Genomic DNA, 19,379 nt, shown 5'->3' with positions numbered 1-19,379 from the left:
ACATTGAAGTTATATTTTAGTGCTATTTCTATATAATAATTATTATATTTCCATAGCTATACTCTATGATAACTCACCCTATAGGTGGGGGAACACGGTATATATATATACAATTTCTATACAAGTCAAAATAACGACTCCTTGATCCTTTTTGACTCTTCATTTCCAATAAATATCACGTCATAAGTTTATAAGTAATCCTTTTCGGGGCTGGTTATAGAAGTTTATTGATTCATTATTTCCTTGCACACAGACGGGCTAATTTCGCTGTGTCCATCGGATATTGAAAGTGATGATAAAGAGAGTCTTTCTATCGGTGTAAATGCTTTACAACGACTCAAGTACGGGTTACTTACCCCATTGAAAACATTTGCTGAGAGGTCTTGTAATTTTAAGCATAAGAGGTTCAAAATTTTTTGACGCATTAAAAATAACTAAACAAACCGCTGCAAATACGTTATAGTTATGATAAGAACTCGGCTATCGATATGATTATCTTTTTCTGAGTTCTCACAGAAAACTAACAACAAAAGCAGAAGCAACTGTCTACAAGATAGAGTTATAGATTTCCAAGTGTGAAAATTATCTTAAAGCAGATGTTCAAAAGACCCAATAAAAAAAGATGTATCGATAACAGAAGATCCTCGACTAACTCGTCGAAATCAACGCAACACACGAGAAGCGCATTGGCTAAATTAAGAACTTTTGCTTAAGTCACTCATACCCTGTGCCGATCTGTTGCGCAAAGCTACACCACCTTGATCTTCTCGATCCTTTTTACCAAACTTTTTGAGCCAATACTTATACAATAGTAGAATCTGACAGGAACGAGGAATATGACATGAGACAATCGTATTTTTATTTAAAGTTGGACACACACAAGCTCCCTATGGTATACAAAAATGAACAACGTCGCGTGCGTGTATTATTACCAAAGGGATATGAAAAAGATAAGCATCAGTATTACCCTGTGGTTTACATGCATGATGGACAAAATGTTTTTTATAGTAGTGAAGCCTACAGTGGTTATTCATGGAAGGTTATCCCTGCCATAAAACGAAATCCTAATTTGCCAAAAATGATCATTGTCGGGATCGATCATGGTGAAAAAGAACGGATTAATGAGTATACCCCTTGGAAGATAACAGAAAGTCCGCTTCCAGAAGACATAGAACTTGGTGGAAGAGGGGCTGAATTTGCCGAATTTATTATGACTGTGGTAAAACCTTTTATCGATGGGCATTATCGAACGAAAGCAGATAAATATCACACAGCGATGATTGGCAGTTCTCTTGGTGGGAATATTTCGGCTTTCATGGGGATTAAATATAAAGATCAAATTGGGGGTTTAGGTATTTTCTCGCTTGCTAATTGGATCACAAACAAGGCTTTTGATCATTATATTGAAAAAGAATCGTTAGATCCTGAACAACATGTCTATATCCAAGTCGGAACGGAAGAAGGTGATGATACCGATCGACAGCTAATGTATGGAAATATGAAACAAGCTTATATCGATGGTTCGCTAAAATATGGTAAGCAATTGATAAAAGGTAATATTCCCATTGATCATATTGATTTAAATATTTTTTCGGGAGAGAAGCACAATGAAGAGGCTTGGTCAAAACACCTTCCAGAATGTTTACGTTTTTTAAGCAAGCCTTGGTCTTAACACAATATACGCCCTTGCTTGTGGAAAATTCCCACTTCACTAGTGTTTTAAATCTTCATTTTTGGGTAAATCGCTTCAACAAAGCTGACTTTCTAGCCATTAAGCAACTTATTTTCACTACATTAGGAAAGGAGTTTTAAGATGAATTATATTTTAATATCACCCTATTACCCTCCGAATTTTCAGAATTTTGCGTATCGTTTGAAAGATGTAGGTGTCAATGTGCTTGGAATTGGTGAAGAACCTTATGATCAATTAGGCACTAAATTACAAAACTCTTTAAATGAATATTATCGTGTCAATCATTTAGAAGATATTGATGAGGTCAAGCGTGCGGTTGCCTTTTTATTTTTTAAACATGGACCAATCGATCGGATAGAATCCAATAATGAGCACTGGTTAGAGCTTGATGCACAGCTTCGTGAACAATTCAATGTCTATGGCAATAAAACAGCCGACTTGAAAAAAGTGAAATTTAAGTCTGAAATGAAAAAGTTATTTAAAAAAGCTGGTGTACCTGTTGTCGAAGGATGTGTCGTCAATAATAAAGTTGATTTAACAAAGGCGATTGAAAAACTTGGACTTCCCGTTATTGCTAAACCAGATAGCGGAGTAGGGTCTGCTGCGACTTTTAAACTGAGCTCAGATGAAGATGTAGATCATTTTGAAGCGAGATGGCAGGAAAAAACAGTATATTTCTTGGAGCCTTACATTGAAGATGGCAAACTTTGTACCTTTGATGGCTTAACGAATCAAAAAGGAGATATTGTTTTTCAGACAAGCTTTACCTATAATGTACCGACATTAGAGCTTGTCCAGGATCAGCTGGATCTATCTTATGTGATCCAAAAAGAAATTGATCCGAAGCTTGAAGCCTATGGACAAGCGATTGTAAAAGCTTTTGGTATGAAAGAGCGGTTTTTCCATATTGAATTTTTCCAATTAGAGAATGGAGATTATGTAGCGCTGGAATATAATAACCGTCTAGCGGGAGGTTATACGATTGATATGTATAACTATGCTTACTCGATTGATTTATTTGCGCAATATGCTTCACTGGTAACAGGTGGAGAATTTACAGATCCCACTGTTCCAAATCAATATTGTGTTGGTGTCACACAGCGTGATGCTTATCAATACCTTCATGATATACAAGCGATTCGTGACCGATTTGGTGATCAAGTGAAATTTGTTGAGCGTATCCCAGAAGCGTTTGCTCATCTTCAGGGAAATCAATTTTATGCCATCAATGCAGAAACAGAGGAAGAGGTTAATGAGATCACTCGTTTCGTCCATGAAAAGAAAAAATAGAGATAGGAGAAATAAATGATGCATATCGAACAATTAAGCCATTGGAGTAGCGAACTAGGCCGTGACATGCCATTAAATAGATATGGACATAGTGGTATGCCTATTGTTGTTTTTCCATCATCAGGCGGAACACATTTTGAATATTATGATTTTGGCATGATTGAGGCATGCCAGGAATTTATTGAGGCGGGTAAGGTGCAATTTTTCACCTTAGCCAGTATTGATAGTGAAAGCTGGTTAGATCATTCAAAGTCACCGCATGATCGTGCACTAGCCCATGAAGCATACGATCGTTATCTGATTTCAGAAGCCATTCCATTTATTAAACATAAAACAAATTGGTTCGATCCAATGATGACGACTGGTTGTAGCATGGGGGCTTATCATGCATTGAACTTTTTCCTAAGGCATCCCGATGTTTTTCAGACAACAATTGCACTGAGCGGTATATATGATGCCCGCTTCTTTTTCGGGGATTATGGGGATGATCCGCTAATCTACCAAAATTCACCGTGTGATTATATTTGGAATCAAAATGATGGCTGGTTTATTGATCATTACCGATCAGCAAATATTATTGTCTGTACAGGACTGGGTGACTGGGAACTAGACGGTTTGCCCTCATTCTATACATTAAAAAAAGCGTTTGAAGAAAAACAAATTTCTGCTTGGTTTGATGAGTGGGGAGAAGATGTTTCCCATGATTGGATTTGGTGGCGTAAGCAAATGCCATATTACCTTAATGGGTGTGTTTAAAAAAGAGGATGAAAAACCATGTCGGTTAAGTTCGCTATCATATGGTGCTGGAACGTGGCGGTAGTTAATTGAAGCTCTTTCATTCTCGTCGTATCATTTTTATGAGACCTTCTGAACATCCCTTAAAAAATTATTTTCCTAAAAGGGAAAGAAACTGGGACAAAACCCAGCTAAATAAAAAGAGCTGTTGCACAATAGATGGTGTAACAGTTTTTTTATGTAACTAGATTACCCGAATTATTATCATTCTGGCTGCAGCACTTGAATCTATTCAAGTATGTTCTAATCAAGTGAATAACGGTTGAGAAATAAACACGGGAGGACATTTCAGTCAAAATTGCAAGCCAGAATGTCGGATTGAGGGCTTCTATCATACATTTCAAGCAAAATTGCAAGCCAGAATGTCGAATAGAGGGCTTCTATCATACATTTCAGGCAAAATTGCAAGCCAGAATGTCGGATAGAGGGCTTCTATCATACATTTCAAGTAAAATTGCAAGCCAGAATGTCGGATTGAACCCTTCTATCATACATTTCAAGCAAAATCGCAAGTCAGAATGTCGAATTGAACCCTTCTATCATACATTTCAGGCAAAATTGCAAGCCAGAATGTCGAATTGAACCCTTCTATCATACATTTCAAGCAAAATCGCAAGTCAGAATGTCGAATTGAACCCTTCTATCATACATTTCAGGCAAAATTGCAAGCCAGAATGTCGGATTGAATCCTTCTATCATACATTTCAAGTAAAATTGTAAGACAGAATGTCGAATTGAACCCTTCTATCATACATTTCAAGCAAAATCGCAAGCCAGAATGTCGGATTGAACCCTTCTATCATACACTTCAAGCAAAATCGCAAGCCAAAATATCGGATAGAGGGCTTCTATCCGATGTTTCATGTAAATATAAGTAAATACTCCACCGTTAACAAGGAAAATATTTTAAAAAACGAAACGGCTGTGTTTATCAAAAATAGATAAACACAGCCGTTTTTATTCATGTGAGACAAGTTTGGTCTCAGTCTCTTTTGCTTAGAAAAATTATCTACTCTCCTCATTATTGCAGAAAGAACTCTATCAAAGCACTTTATTAATTTTTAGATAAATCTACTTCAAAAGAAACACGTGTCCCTTGACCAGGTGAACTGACAATCGTCAATCCTTTGCCATAATGCTGATGTAATCTTTGTTCAACATTTAAAAGACCAACACCTGATTGGCTTCCAATCTGTCCATTTAAAAGATTAGGAATCTCTGCTTCGTCTATTCCCACTCCATCATCTTCAATGGTAAACGTCGCCTTTGAAGCAGAAGAATCTTTTACAAATTTAATCATGACCGTTCCTTTCCCTTGCCTTTGTCTAATCCCATGTAGTACTGCGTTTTCCACTAAGGGTTGAATCGACAAAAAGGGAATATTAACATCCTGATCCTCTTCCAACTCCCATTTGACCTCCAGTGCATCTCCAAAACGTACTTGTTCAATGTATAAGTAAGAACGAACAATATTTAATTCTTCCTCTAAAGGAATCAATGCTTTCATTTGGTGAAACTGAAATTTACTTCTTAAAAAATTTCCAAATTGATCTAATAATTGCCTCATTTCTTCTATATCCCATTCACTTAATGCCTTAATAGAGTTGAGCGTATTAAATAAGAAATGCGGCTGGATTTGCGCTTGTAACCATGAAGTTTCTAACTGTAATTGTTGCTGTGCTACACGCTTAAGTGTTATTAAAGAATCCATCCGAGCTTTAAGTTCAATTGGTTCTACCGGTTTTGTCACATAATCATTGGCACCCGCTTCAAAGGCAGCTTGGATATCCGAATTCCCACCCGTTAGCAATAGGATAGGAAGTTCAGTCAGAGAATAACGTTCCCTGATGTTTCTGGTTAGTTGATATCCTGATATTTCTGGCATCATAATATCCGAAATAATCATATCCCATTCCTCTTTTTTTAATTCCTCCAAAGCTTGGCTGGCATTTGAAACAAATATAGCATTATATTCATCAGCGGGTAAGGTAGCATTAAGAGCTAATAAACTAACAGGATTATCATCTACCACTAAAATAGATGGAAATTGACTATTTTTCAATGATGACCCTTCTGTTTGCCCTGCTTCTCTTACGTCTCGAGTAGCTTGTGACTTTTCGCTAGGTAACTGAACAGCCGCATGGGGAGAGGCTAATGCCAAAGTAAAGGTAAACGTTGTTTTTTCTCCCTCTTTTGAAGAGACACGTATCGTTCCTCCATGAAGCTCTACTAATTGTTTCGTGATACTGAGTCCTAATCCAAAACCGCCTTCCAGTATGGCTTCTGAAGAATCACCTTGTTCATAAGGAAGAAATACCCGTTTTTTCATCTCTGCGCTGATACCTGTGCCTGTATCTGTGACATGGATTTCCGCAATTTTTTCTTTCACGGTAGCTGATATAACAATCAATCCATGATCTGTATATTTAATCGCATTTTTAACTAAATTAAATAAAATCTGTGTTAAGCGGTTTTCATCAGCATAAACAGCAGGAAATTCTTTTGAAATTTGATTGATGATTTGAAGCTGCTTCATATCAGACGAAAACTTTAATAGGTCAATCACCCCTGTTACAATGGGTTCTAACGTGATAACCTGTTTATCAAGTCGCGGCTTACTATTCTGTAGTTGCCTTGCTTCCAATAAATCAGTTAGCAGAAGATTCATTTTCTTTCCGACATCCAAAACCGTGTTTAGTTCATTGATACTCCGTTCTGACAAGGCAGTTTCTTCTCGATCCCGAACAGCTTTAGATAGCAATAATATGCTGTTCAAAGGATTGCGAAATTCATGAGATGTATTGGCTAGAAATTGATCTTTCTCTTGATTCATTCGTTGTAAGCTCTCAGCCAATTCTTTTGTCTCTTCATGCATGTGGAAATATTCCTTAAACCAAACGATCACAAGACATATCAGAGCTATAATGAGATCAAACGGATAATGTGGCAAATACATACCATTCTCTCTCCATGCAATCGCCCAGATGACATGGTGAATCGCAGCAACAAAACTCAATACTAAAAACAAATCCGTCTTAGTTGATTGTCGATAAGCTCTTGCAACTGCAAATAATGAAACAATAGCGGGAGAAGAACCGATCAAAATATAGACAGGAAGTAAGGAAATAGTTTGTGATATTGTTAAAAACAAAGTAATAAATGCTAATCCAAAGACACTTCCTTGATAATAAGGAAAGATCCTTTTCCAATATGGTAGTTCTCGATGGTCGGTACATTGCAATAAAGCATAACCGGCAATTAAGCACAAGGCAAACAACAGTCGCATCGTCAAATCACTGTCGATATAAAATAATTGATGAAACAATTTCTCTTTACTCGTAAAGAGAAAAATGATAGCAAAGACAAAAGTCAACAAAGAAAAATAGAATAAATGCTTATTTCGATTTCCAATAAAATATAGGATTAAGGTGTAGACAGAATGAAGCAAAAGAATGATGACCATACTGATTTGCATATAAATGGAGAACTGCACTTCTCTTGTCACCGCTTGTTCGGTTCCAAATCGAATCGAACGGACAATCCCACTATCCCAATCTCTTAAGTCTTTATAATTTGCAGCTTGAATAACAAGATCGATGATCCCATCTTCATTCGCCGTAAAAACGGTGGTTTGAGGCACATTTTTAGCAGTAAACTGTTCTTCGGTTGTAGCTACTTCACCTGATCCTGATAACTGACGTCCATTTACATAAATTTCTGAGGAATCACGAATACTGGGTACATATAAACTATAATCTTTATCTTGATCTGGGTTCACCTTGATTTTTAAATGATATGAACCATATCCAGTGGAAGAACCTAACAAATCATTCCAACCATCAGGCAAAACAATCGTTTCTGGAACAACATTCGATTGATTGTCATCTTCCATAATAAATGTTGAGGGATAGAAATCCCACTCCCCATTAAGCACTAAGGTTTCCTTCTCATCCAAATTCCGCTCTCGTAAATCAAGTTCTCCTTCCTGGATATCCAGTTGTAGACTATTTCCAGATAAAGTTGCCCAAATAAATCGAGAACTCGATAAACCAATGATAAAAAGAAGTAAAATAGTCCCCAACCAAACATAATTTCTCTTCATAGACCTCATCTCTTCCAACGTCAATTTTTAACACGTCCAACTTAGTGTTTTATTCTGTAGAGCCATATGACCTAAAATACGGATCCAACTTAGATCGTTTTTATCGCGACACAACTGGCTGGCTGACAAAAACACCACATCCTGAAACTCAAAATAAGAAAAGTCCTTATTCTCGGTAGCCTTCCTTAGTGTGATTACTCATCCCACTGTAATGATTTGTGACCACTCATCTGATCAAAAATATTTGCATAAGCTTATCATGTAAGCCTACTCTTCTCTATATAAAGCCTCGCTTTATCATTTTACGTTCCTTCTTCTGTTGGATATCAGTAAATTTGTTAAATCAATCTCTGTAGCAGTCGTACAAAAGAAACCTAACGCGTTATTTTACTTTGTACTAATCTTGTAGCTTCATCATCAAAACTTACTAGCGCATATAATTTTGAGATAACATATGATGATGTATTCTCATGCTGATTGATATGTTCGATTAAATGTCCGATTAATTGCAACCATAAGGCTTTAATAGTGCTTCTTTCCTTCAAAATCCAGGTATGTTGCATTTCCTCTAAATAATCACCTTGATAATCTTCTAATAAGGCAAAATATTGAGTTACTGATACAGTCCTCTCTTCTAATAATTGCAGTGCAGAATGTTTCCATTCACTAGACTGGATTTGTACACCCTCTATCTTTATCCGGTAAAATTCATCTTGACTCACTATTTTAATGGGGATACCAATATGTTGAATAACCTTTCTAATTTGATAAATCGTAGAATACAATTGAGAATGCGCTTTTTCCCAAGGAAGATTGTCCCACATTAAGCTTGTTAGTTCACTTTTTCGAATCGTATTTCGATGATTCTGAACAAGATAAGCAAATAATTCCTTTGTTTTAGCCGTTCGCCATTTTACTTCTACTGGCTGACCATCCTGATTAATAGACAATGCTCCTAAATTCTGAATCATATATGTTGATTGAGGAGTTTCCACATTTGATTTTATATCATGCTTCTGTTTTATGCGATCAATGGATAACTGTAAACGATCTTTTTGTACGGGCTTTAAAATATAGTCTAACGCATTTAATTCAAAAGCTTTGACAGCATATTCATTAAAGCCAGTTACAAAAACAATATGTAAAGCAGGCTGAATATTTAAGAGTTGTTCTGCTAAATCAATTCCCTTAATACCAGGCATATGTATATCTAAAAAAATAGCATCTACTTTTTGATTTCGAACATGATCAGTTAAATCTTGCGGATCACTATATTTCCCTACAACTTTTACCCCTGCTATTTTATTTAATAATAAATCCAAGTATTCTAATGCCAAATGTTCATCATCAATGATGCAGATATTAAGCATTTATTATCCCTCCAAATTAACTATTGTTGATTCGCAATTCAATCAATCTATCGATTTGCAAGCATAATTAAATCATACATGACAAAGAATATTAGCTATCTCCTAAAATTCTGTACAAATTCTATACAAGCAGGAGACTCAAAATTAGCCCTATTCTTCCCTCATATTATTCAGAAGTATTGGTCAAAAAATATCAGCGTATATTGGAGAAATAAGCTAAAATGAAGGATAATTATTCTTTCCTAAATTTCAAGTTTAAGTTAGTCACTTAGAATAATTATTTTAGTGAGTTCACAAAGTTATATTGTTTTATGCCAGTAAAGGCATGAATTTGTGCTTTAGTGGTGTGCATGGATCTGTTTGGCTTTAAAGCCAAACAGATCCATGCACACCATCACGGGACATACCTGGGTTAAACATGATTTTAAGCAACAAGATTCAGCTGTAATTTCTGTAGCTCTAAGACAAATGCTTGGTGAGGTGTTTTATAGTTTTGGTTTCTTCGTGGATAGTCATTCATCCATTGTTGAACCCTTTTGACTTGATCCTCATTAACATCTTTCAGCGACTCATGTTTGGGTAAGAAACGACGGATGATTTTATGTTGATTTTCACTGGTTCCTCGTTCAAAGGAAGCGTATGGATGACAGTAATAGACATCAATCTCTTTAGACAATTCAGATAGATTACTAAACTCACTTCCATTGTCTGAGGTAATGGTTTTAAAAATGTCACCTTCGATTCCGTTTAACTGACTAATCATATGTTGTAAGGTATCATCAATTTGCGTTGCTCTTTTCCCATCAATTTTGAAGAGGAGTTCAAAGGTTGTTTTACGTTCAACAAGCGTTAATAGAACAGGTTCATCAGCCTTCTTTTTACCGATAACCGTATCAATTTCCCAATGTCCGAATTCCTTTCGCTGGTTAACTGATTCTGGACGTTCTTCGATTGAGATACCATGCACCTTTTTATTTCGATGTCCTTTGCCTTTTGTGGAGCGTGGTTTTCGATCAACCTTTTCTAACAAATCCATATTCTTTGTCTGCATGATGCCACTATCAATCCAATGATAAAGTGTGGACGTGCTTGGAATGATGGATTCATGAAAGAAGGCTTCACTTTTAGCTACATTGACAACAACATCAGGTGACCATTTGTCTTGTCGCATTTTTTGATCAGCCCAATCAACAAATTCATGTCCATCAACCCATTTGGGGCGGCGGCCGCAATGCGAACGATTCTTTTCATAGACGTCATAATTGACATCTGCGAAATAAACTGCTCTTTCATAAAAATAGGATTTGCCGTTCTGTGTTTGCTTTTGGACTTGTGTAACAGTCCCTTTCTTAACATTATTATTGATGGTTTGATAATTGCGATCAAGCAGTCGGCCAATCGCTCGGTTTGATAACTCGAGTTTCTTATATGCTTCAATCTGTTTCATTTCAGCAAATGTAAGGTGTTTCCCTTTCCGTGATTCTGTGATAGTATTTACATGGGTCATGTGAATTCTCCTTATATTGGTTGGTCGTACTTTCAATATAACATGAGATTCACATGGCCTTTTATTTTAGGTGACTAACTTGATTATATAATCTACGATAATTATTCTTTTTACTATTCTCAAATTTTTAATGAATTATTGTATTTACTGTACTTTGATGAGATTAACAAGGTAACCTTTACAGTTCCTAGCTATATCTCTTATTCTACGTAAAAACAGTTCGCTTTATGGTAAGATTTAACGGACAGAAAATTTACTCTCTTCTACTGTAAAATTTAATAAAAGAGCAATTAATAATCCTTTAGTGGGACAAAATAAAATTCACTTTCTTAAATTTGTCTGGCTTTTCAACAGTGGTGAACTATATTATTTACCACCGGCTAGAACGAAATAATTGCTATTTTGCAAATGTCTTTTTCCAAATATATGGTATTTTTAGTTGAAGTTTTTTGGATGATGTTGGGGAATCTTGATATGACTTAAACTTAACAGCTAAAGTAAAGCCTCAATCAATGGAAAACAGGTATACATGATGCAGGCACATTCAAACATTTGCCACACAACTTGATGATTATCTTTTCTACTTTAATTAGGACTAGAGTTTAGAATAAGAAAAGCACTTATTCTTGCAATGTCATTTAACTTTCCTTCATGTGGTTACTCGCCGCACCAAAAGCCTTATTAGTAATTTGAAATACAAGCAAGAATTGGCCTCTGAATGGCCCAGATCCACACTTGCTGTCAATTCCGATTTTTATGGGGAACTTTCCCTCATATTCTTGAAGACATGAGCTTACAACTATTATTTAAACGACTTTAAATAAATATAACTCTGTAGAACTCTATTTTAACGCACTTAATAGTTAATTGCACTGGTAAAATCTCTACATTAAAGCTAAACATGGTTATTCATTTAAAAGCTTCTTTAGCAAAACAGACTAGGGTCTAATCCTTTTCGAAAAAAACTAAAGTGCTTGTTGAACAACTTACAAATTGAGGAACTTCTGATGAAATAAAGGCTCCAAGACAGCTAAGAAAACCAATATTGACTGAGCAAAGAAGAAAAGCTGATCGATGATAAGCGTTGAGTCCTTACTACAGACGCCGCCATTTTACTATAACGATGCCCCTACTGATCGCTTCCTGAGCAAAAACAAAAAAACGCCTTCTCAATCGAAGACGATTTTATAACTTTTTATCTATACTATCAACTTTGTTGTCACACCAATAGTTATTATGTATTGGTGGAGGCGGTGGGATTTGAACCCACGTCCAGAGATATCGCCACTCAAGCGTCTACATGTGTAGTTGATTTATTCAGGGTTCACTACCTATTCTGCCAATCAACAGGCATCCTAGTAGCTAGTCTGCTTAGTCTCTTCTAAACTTCTTCAGACGGCAGATGTTTAGCGTATCTCGCTTAAGTTGAGACCCTATACCCGGCACACGAGCGATGCTGGAAAGGATCCTTTAGCAATGCTTATGCAGCAGCTAAAGAGTAATTGTTTGTTTTGCCAGTTATTATTGGCGAGTAACGTTTTACGAGCCGTAACCTCGACACGCGACTTGAGCTCAAACTACCCCTGTCGAATCCAAAACGCCCCCATATAAAGGAGCAAAACGAATTGAATTGGAATTTGAACTTTGTACTATTGAATTGTTTTGTTTCCAATGACTATTATAACAAAAACTTAAAATTTTTCAAGTGTTACTGAAATTGCTCTTTCAAAGCACGATCGACATCACGCTTAGCTTGCTTCTGCTTTAAATCCTCACGCTTATCGTATTTCTTTTTCCCTTTCCCTAAACCAATTAGCACTTTTGCCATACCATTTCTAATGTAAATTTTTATCGGAATAAGTGAATAACCAGCTTGTTGCGTTTCACCAATTAACTTGCTGATTTGTTTTCTGTGTAATAGTAACTTTCGTGTTCGAGTCGGTTCATGATTATAGCGATTCCCTTGTTCATAAGGTGAAATATGAAGATTGTGTAAGAAAACTTCTCCACGCTCCACTCGAGCAAAGCTATCTTTCATATTGACACGACCTGCTCGAATTGATTTGATTTCAGTTCCTTGTAAAACAAGTCCCGCTTCAAAAGTATCCTCAATAAAAAAGTCATGTGAAGCCTTTTTATTTCGAGCCATCACTTTACTTGTATCTCTGGGCATTTATAACCCTCCTCCATCTTAAGACATTCTTTATTTTAACAGGTTCAATAGGGAAAAACAATTCATTCCTAACTCGGTCAAATCAGCTGATTTAATTTTAAAAATTTGTTTAATAGCCTGAGGGATCAAATTTTATCGCTGACAAAATAAATGAAACAAAAGTTTCCAAGATAAAAGGTTATTTAAAAATTTTCTTTACCCGGAAAAAATTCTAGACAAATACATTCTCAATATGCGATGATATGTTTTGTTATTTTGATTGCAGGGAGTGAAATAAATGAACATAAGACAACTTACACCCCATGATTTACCTCTATATAAAGCCATGCAAACAACGATTGAAAGAGACTATATGATCGATATATTTGATAAATTAACAACAGCACCCGATCATCGATTATTTGGTCTGTTTAAAAACAATCACCTTGTTAGTGTGGCAGGCTATACACTTTATCCCGGTGGCTATGCAATGCTTGGCCGGTTAAGAAGCGATGCTCGTTTTCGAGGACAGGGTCACGCTAGCTATTTATTAGAGTACATCGTTGATTACCTAACAAAACTAGAACAGGTCAATTGGATTGGTGGCTACACGAATATTGGTAATCTTCCTTCGCGGCGAATTCTAAATAAACTCGATTTAAGTGAACTTAAAACATTCTATAGCTTCCCCTTACTTAATCCAGATTTATTAATGACGACTCCTGGGAAGGTTTGGTCTGAAATAGAAACCTTAGCTCAAAAACGAACGATTTTAAAAAAGCTTTCAGAAGATGTATTGGATATTTACCCGTATGAATGCTATTATCCTTTTCCATATCATGATGAACTGCTCAGCGATCAGAAATTAGCTCAAACGCGCTTTTATCAAAATGAACAAGCAGATCGTTGGTTGCTCATATCCGATGATTATAAAAAAGAAACCTATGCTCAAGTACGTTATTTCTGGGATGATTACTTTAATCAGCCTGGCTTATTTGAAACAATCACAACAGATCTTAAGCAAAGTGAAGAACCACGCAGACCTTGGTTTGACTTTACACCAGAAGCCTTTGAACAAATCCCAAATCTTGAAGCTTTTGACGTTTCAGATGGATGGGTATTATACGGTGAATTCACCAGCAAATGGCGAATTCCAAACAATGAAATTAGTTAAGCCAAGACATTGAAGTTGAATAAATTCCCCTCCTTAATTAATGGGATTACAAATTATTAAATTTCTACACATCTGCTGAAATGATTGTACGAGTATCTATCCAATTAAGAAGAACGAACACTTTCACGTAAGGGAACTAGTAAAAGTGTTCGTTTTTCTAACGTTTTTTCTGTTTCTTTGCTTTTGGTGGTTTAATATTTTTCTTTCGTTTTCGCTCTTTTTTTTGTTTCTTCTGTTTTTTGGTGTTTTCAGGTTTTTTCTGGTCGTTATTTTTGGTCTCTTGACGACGTGCTTTCTTTTTCATCCCAACAATTTCAAAGTCAACAGCTTGTTCTTCTAAATTAACTCCTGCTACTTTAATCGTGATCGCGTCACCAATACGGAAGACATTACCTGTCCGCTCGCCAATCATGGCATAACTACGTTCATCATAATGATAATAATCATCTGTTAAATCACTGACATGTACTAAGCCTTCAACCGTATTTTCTAGTTCAACAAATAAACCAAAACCAGTGACTGAGCTGATGACACCATCAAACTCCTCGCCTATCTTGTCCTGCATGTACTCGGCTTTCTTCAAATCATCGGTTTCTCGTTCTGCATCAACAGCGATTCGTTCCCGTTCAGACGTATGCTTTGCAATCTCGGGTAATTTCGCTTTCCAATCATTTTGTGTTTTTCGATCAATTTTTCCATCCATTAAATAAGTTCGAATTAAACGATGAACAATTAAATCTGGATAACGTCTGATCGGTGCAGTGAAATGGGTGTAAAACTCTGTCGCCAACCCAAAATGCCCCAGACTATTCGGATCATACTTCGCCTGTTTCATCGATCGGAGCATCACTTTCGAGATGACCATTTCTTCCTGTTCACCTTCCACTAGGTCAAGTACTTGCTGGAGAGCCTGAGGATGTATCTCATTAGCTGTTCCTTTAACACTATAACCAAACTGACCTACAAACTGATAAAAATTTTGCAGCTTTTCTTCATCGGGGTCCTCGTGAATTCGATAAATAAAAGGAATATCCATCCAATGAAAATGCTCAGCTACCGTCTCATTAGCGATTAACATAAATTCTTCAATTAAGCGCTCCGCAACGGAACGTTCACGCAAAACAACATCAACAGCATGACCGGTATCATCAACAAGAACTTGTGCTTCTTTAAAATTGAAATCAATCGCTCCACGACCAAATCGCTTTTGTCGTAAGATTTCAGCTAACCGCTCCATCGCTTCAAACATAGGAACATGTTCATGATATTTTTCCCGCAGTTGTTCATCTTGATCGACTAGGATCTGATTGACCTCTTTGTAGGTCATTCGCGCTGAACTATTGATCACACTTTGAAAAAGATCATGCTTGATCACTTCTCCACTTGGATTAATTTCCATTTCACATCCTAAAGTTAAACGATCTTCACCAGGATTCAATGAACAAATACCATTTGATAAGCGATGTGGAAGCATCGGAATGACTCGATCAACTAAATAGACACTTGTTCCCCGATCATACGCTTCTTGATCCATGGGTGAGTTTCTTTCAACGTAATAGGAAACATCGGAAATATAAACCCCTAGTTGGTAATTTCCATTCGGTAATTTTGTCACTGTCACTGCATCATCTAAATCCTTCGCATCTTCCCCATCAATTGTGATGATCTGTTCATCTCGCAAATCACGGCGATCTTTCAACTCAGAAGACTGAATTTGATCAGGAATATTTTCCGCCTGAGCCATCACTTCTTCTGGAAAATCAATGGTAATATCATGCTTATGAATAATAGAAATGATATCCATACCCGGATCATTTTTATGGCCAAGGATGTCGACAATTTCCCCTTCTGCCGACATCGTTCCTTCAGGAAATTTCGTAATATTGACAATGACCTTATGACCTGTCACTGCACCGTGTGATTGACTTTTCTCAATAAAAATATCATTAGGTATTCGTTTATCATCCGCAATCACAAAACCAAAACTACCCTTATCTTCATAGGTTCCAATCACACGATTTGAATGACGTTCGATGATTCGTTCCACAACGCCTTCATAGCGTTTAGCTCCCATCTGTTCTGTTTCAATTCGAACGAAAACACGGTCTTTATTCATTGCTCCATGCAAGTCAGTCGGATTAATGTAAACATCAGATTTTTCTTCATCATCAGGAATAAGAAAAGCGAAACCTTTCTTATGCATTTGAATGTATCCCTTTACTAAACCAATTCGTTCTGGTAAGCAATAGCGATTTTTCCTAGTTAGAATTAATTCCCCATCATCTTCCAAAGCGTTTAACGTTTTGATCACTGATTTAAACAGTTCTGAATCATTTGCATCCAATTCTAAACCAGCCATGATTTCATCGACCTTTAATGGTTTTTTCGCTTCGTCATTGAAAAAGTCAATTAACTTTTCTTTTAATTCATCCATTATTTCACCTTCTTTCTATTTAATATATACTGTTTATCATTGTTTAATCCCAATCAAGTGATTCTAAGAATTGGTAGATATCTTGATGAACTTGCTCTCTTTTGGGTCCCAGCGTAATCGCATGACCGGCTTCTTTATACCATTTGATTTCCTTTTGATCAGATTCAATCGTATCTAGAATATAATTCGCACTTTCTGTATTAATAATATGGTCATCCTCTGCTTGAACAACTAAAGCGGGTGTATAAATTGTATCTAACTCATTTTTTACCTCTCTAATTAAATCAGCGATCTCACTGAATAAAGTCGATGATCCTTCAATTAATTGCTCCACTTCTGCTTCGATCTCAGCTTCTTCCTTACCCTCAGCCTTCTTATACTGCTTTGCATAGTAACGAAAGCCCTGATCAAGACGATGATCTTGGCCTAAAATCATAGGTGTACACATCGGAATAATTCCCATGACAGGCTCAGAATACGCTAATTTTAAGCCTAGAACTCCTCCCAATGATAATCCAGCAACAGCAATTTTTTGATAGCCTTGATCTTTTAAGGTTTGATACGCTTCTTGTACATCAGCCCACCATTCCTTTGCACCACCTTCGGTTAGCGCTTCTGGACCCTTCCCGTGTCCTCGATAGATGGGGGCATAGGTTGTGTAACCTTGCTTTTGCAAAAACCGACCTAACATTCTAACGTCTGCACTATGACCCGTAAAACCATGTAATAATAATACCGCTTTTTTTCCTTCTTCAAACATAAATGGTTTAGGTGTTTGAGTCTTCATTTATTCTTTTTCTCCCTTCACATACAACACTATCTACTTTATTATGGCTTAATCTTAACAAACTTAACCATTACCTGCACCGTTTTTGATTATAAAACGAAACGAAAAAACCTCCCAATGATTAAATCAATTGAGAGGTTCATATCGATTCATTCTTATAAAACATAGGCTAACAAGAAAGTTAAAATAAAGAAAAGAACGGAAACAATAATTGTAGCTCGATTTAATACAGCATCAATGCCTCGCGCTTTTTTCTTCCCAAATAGTTGTTCAGCTCCACCTGAAATCGCTCCAGAAAGGCCTTCACTTTTACCTGATTGCATCACCACAAGAGCGATTAGTGCGATTGATGTAATAACTAATAACGTGATTGCAACACTTTGCATGGGTGCGCACACCTCCTAAACAATCTTTCCCTAAAAATATGATCTCAATAATTACGAAATAAAAGACATTATCATTAATTTATCACAAAACACTCTCTAACCGCAAGCTTTTTAATAGAGTTTCCCTTTTTGCTAGAGCAAAATTTTAAAAGTCAACCAAGTCATATTTTACATGCATACCACCTCGGAACAGATCAGCTTGTTCTAATTCCTTATTTTTAGCAAAGCTCTTTTTTTCACCAAACAATGCTATGACAACTCTTAGACGCTTATGATTGAATTATCTCAAGCCTTCATTTATGATGGGAGTTGAGTATTAAACACTCTCATCCAAGGGGGGATTGAATTTTGCACACCACTGAACGTTTTAATCTTATCCTCAACTTATTAGAAGAAAAACAATTGGTGACTATTTTAGAACTTGTTGAATTAACTTCATCCTCTGAGTCAACAATCCGAAGAGATTTAAGTAAATTAGAAGCACAACAGAAGCTCGTTCGTGTTCATGGAGGCGCAACAAACAAACATTCAGCCCAAACTGAATTATCCTATTCCGAAAAAACAACGCATTTTGTCAAACAAAAAAAGCAAATTGCTAACCTAGCTGCTTCCATAATAAAAGATCATGAATGTATTTATTTAGATGCAGGAACGACCACTTATGAGATGATTCCCTATTTAGCCAATCGCCACATCTCTGTTGTGACAAATGGTTTAACTCATCTGGATCGCTTAAATCAATTTGACATCAAAACATTTTTAATTGGCGGTGAAGTGAAGCATACTACCAAAGCTGTCATTGGAGCGGGTGCCCTCCATTCATTAAAACAATATCATTTTGATCGTGTATTTATTGGAGCAAATGCAATCGACTTAGACTATGGTTATTCAACACCTGATCCAGAAGAAGCAACCGTAAAGAAAACGGCATTAAATCAAACTGAAAAACAATACGTAGTTGCTGATCATTCTAAGCTAAAACAAAAGAATTTTGCCCAGATTAGTCCAATTAACGGGGCAACATTAATTATCGATGCCATGGATATTCAACTACAGAAACAATTTAAAAAGAAAACAAACATAAAGCTAGTGGCAAAATAATGTTACCTGTACGATAATCATGGTCAAAAGCTTCACCAACAAGGTATTAAATTTGAGTGGATGGAGAGAGTACCATTTATCTTAATCAATTTTATGTCTGTGAATCCTATCAAATCTTAAACAACTGAATGGCAGTTATGAAATTGCTTCACGATGAGCCTATTTGATAATAGGATAAGGCTTCCTCCATAAAGGCTTAGCAATAAGTCTAATTTTTCTAACAGTTTATACTTGAATTATGAGAGCAAGTCACAGTAGAATTAGAATTGTGTTATAATCAACAAGTAACTAAGAATTTTTTTATTAGGAGGTTTTTTTATGTCAGTAGAGAAAACAGTTAAAATCACTGCTGAAACAGGAGTGCACGCACGTCCTGCAACCGTTCTTGTTAATAAAGCAGGTAGCTTTTCTTCCGACATTACGTTGGAGTACAACGGAAAATCCGTGAATTTAAAATCAATTATGGGTGTTATGTCTCTCGGTATCCCTATGGATGCTGAAATAAAAATTGTTGCAGATGGTGCTGATCAAGAAGACGCTATTAAGGCGCTCGATGAAGTGATCAAGCAGGAAGGTCTTGGTGAATAA

General features: G+C 36.3%; 13 protein-coding genes and 1 other RNA gene. 6 read left to right on the top strand and 8 right to left on the bottom strand.

The window, feature by feature from the left end:
• Window positions 1-889 precede the first annotated feature (889 nt).
• From ACS127_RS09940 to ACS127_RS09930, 3 genes are all read left to right on the top strand, one after another.
• Window positions 890-1,672, top strand: a complete 783-nt coding sequence (locus tag ACS127_RS09940) for an alpha/beta hydrolase (protein ID WP_440894887.1) — start codon at window positions 890-892, stop codon at window positions 1,670-1,672.
• A 141-nt stretch (window positions 1,673-1,813) separates the two neighbouring features.
• Window positions 1,814-2,983, top strand: coding sequence for an ATP-grasp domain-containing protein (locus tag ACS127_RS09935; protein ID WP_440894886.1), 1,170 nt, complete (start codon window positions 1,814-1,816; stop codon window positions 2,981-2,983).
• Window positions 2,984-3,001: 18 nt separating this feature from the next.
• Window positions 3,002-3,739, top strand: a complete 738-nt coding sequence (locus ACS127_RS09930; RefSeq protein WP_440894885.1) for an esterase family protein — start codon at window positions 3,002-3,004, stop codon at window positions 3,737-3,739.
• A 1,093-nt stretch (window positions 3,740-4,832) separates the two neighbouring features.
• Here ACS127_RS09930 and ACS127_RS09925 read toward each other — a convergent pair.
• From ACS127_RS09925 to smpB, 5 genes are all read right to left on the bottom strand, one after another.
• Window positions 4,833-7,880 carry an ATP-binding protein gene (locus ACS127_RS09925; RefSeq protein ID WP_440894884.1) on the bottom strand — a complete coding sequence of 1,016 codons (3,048 nt, stop codon included), beginning with the start codon at window positions 7,878-7,880 and terminating at the stop codon, window positions 4,833-4,835.
• Between the two features lie 374 nt (window positions 7,881-8,254).
• Entirely contained in the window at window positions 8,255-9,250 is a 996-nt protein-coding gene (locus tag ACS127_RS09920; protein ID WP_440894883.1) for a response regulator, read from the bottom strand.
• A gap of 424 nt (window positions 9,251-9,674) precedes the next feature.
• On the bottom strand, window positions 9,675-10,757 hold the full coding sequence (locus ACS127_RS09915; protein WP_440894882.1) for an IS30 family transposase: 1,083 nt from the start codon (window positions 10,755-10,757) through the stop codon (window positions 9,675-9,677).
• Window positions 10,758-11,999: 1,242 nt separating this feature from the next.
• Window positions 12,000-12,362: a transfer-messenger RNA gene (gene ssrA / locus ACS127_RS09910) on the bottom strand.
• Between the two features lie 103 nt (window positions 12,363-12,465).
• A complete protein-coding gene (smpB, locus tag ACS127_RS09905; RefSeq protein ID WP_440894881.1) occupies window positions 12,466-12,930 on the bottom strand; it encodes an SsrA-binding protein SmpB in 465 nt (154 codons plus the stop codon).
• Window positions 12,931-13,207: 277 nt separating this feature from the next.
• On the opposite strand from smpB, the gene ACS127_RS09900 reads away from it, so the two are divergent.
• Window positions 13,208-14,083 (top strand): GNAT family N-acetyltransferase, encoded by an 876-nt coding sequence (locus tag ACS127_RS09900; RefSeq protein WP_440894880.1) that lies wholly within the window; start codon window positions 13,208-13,210, stop codon window positions 14,081-14,083.
• Window positions 14,084-14,240: 157 nt separating this feature from the next.
• Here ACS127_RS09900 and rnr read toward each other — a convergent pair whose 3' ends face one another.
• The 3 genes from rnr to secG form a co-directional block, all read right to left on the bottom strand.
• A complete protein-coding gene (gene rnr, locus ACS127_RS09895) occupies window positions 14,241-16,517 on the bottom strand; it encodes a ribonuclease R (protein ID WP_440894879.1) in 2,277 nt (758 codons plus the stop codon).
• A gap of 43 nt (window positions 16,518-16,560) precedes the next feature.
• Window positions 16,561-17,304, bottom strand: coding sequence for an alpha/beta hydrolase (locus ACS127_RS09890; RefSeq protein ID WP_440894878.1), 744 nt, complete (start codon window positions 17,302-17,304; stop codon window positions 16,561-16,563).
• A 155-nt stretch (window positions 17,305-17,459) separates the two neighbouring features.
• On the bottom strand, window positions 17,460-17,690 hold the full coding sequence (gene secG / locus ACS127_RS09885) for a preprotein translocase subunit SecG (RefSeq protein ID WP_440894877.1): 231 nt from the start codon (window positions 17,688-17,690) through the stop codon (window positions 17,460-17,462).
• Between the two features lie 348 nt (window positions 17,691-18,038).
• Between secG and ACS127_RS09880 the strand changes: the two genes are divergently transcribed.
• On the top strand, window positions 18,039-18,791 hold the full coding sequence (locus ACS127_RS09880) for a DeoR/GlpR family DNA-binding transcription regulator (protein WP_440894876.1): 753 nt from the start codon (window positions 18,039-18,041) through the stop codon (window positions 18,789-18,791).
• 318 nt (window positions 18,792-19,109) lie between these two features.
• Window positions 19,110-19,379 carry a phosphocarrier protein HPr gene (locus tag ACS127_RS09875; protein ID WP_440894875.1) on the top strand — a complete coding sequence of 90 codons (270 nt, stop codon included), beginning with the start codon at window positions 19,110-19,112 and terminating at the stop codon, window positions 19,377-19,379.

The sequence above is a fragment of the Amphibacillus sp. Q70 genome, from assembly GCF_052055485.1.
Classification (GTDB): Bacteria; Bacillota; Bacilli; order Bacillales; family Amphibacillaceae; genus Amphibacillus.
This window is presented reverse-complemented; position numbering and strand designations above follow the sequence as displayed.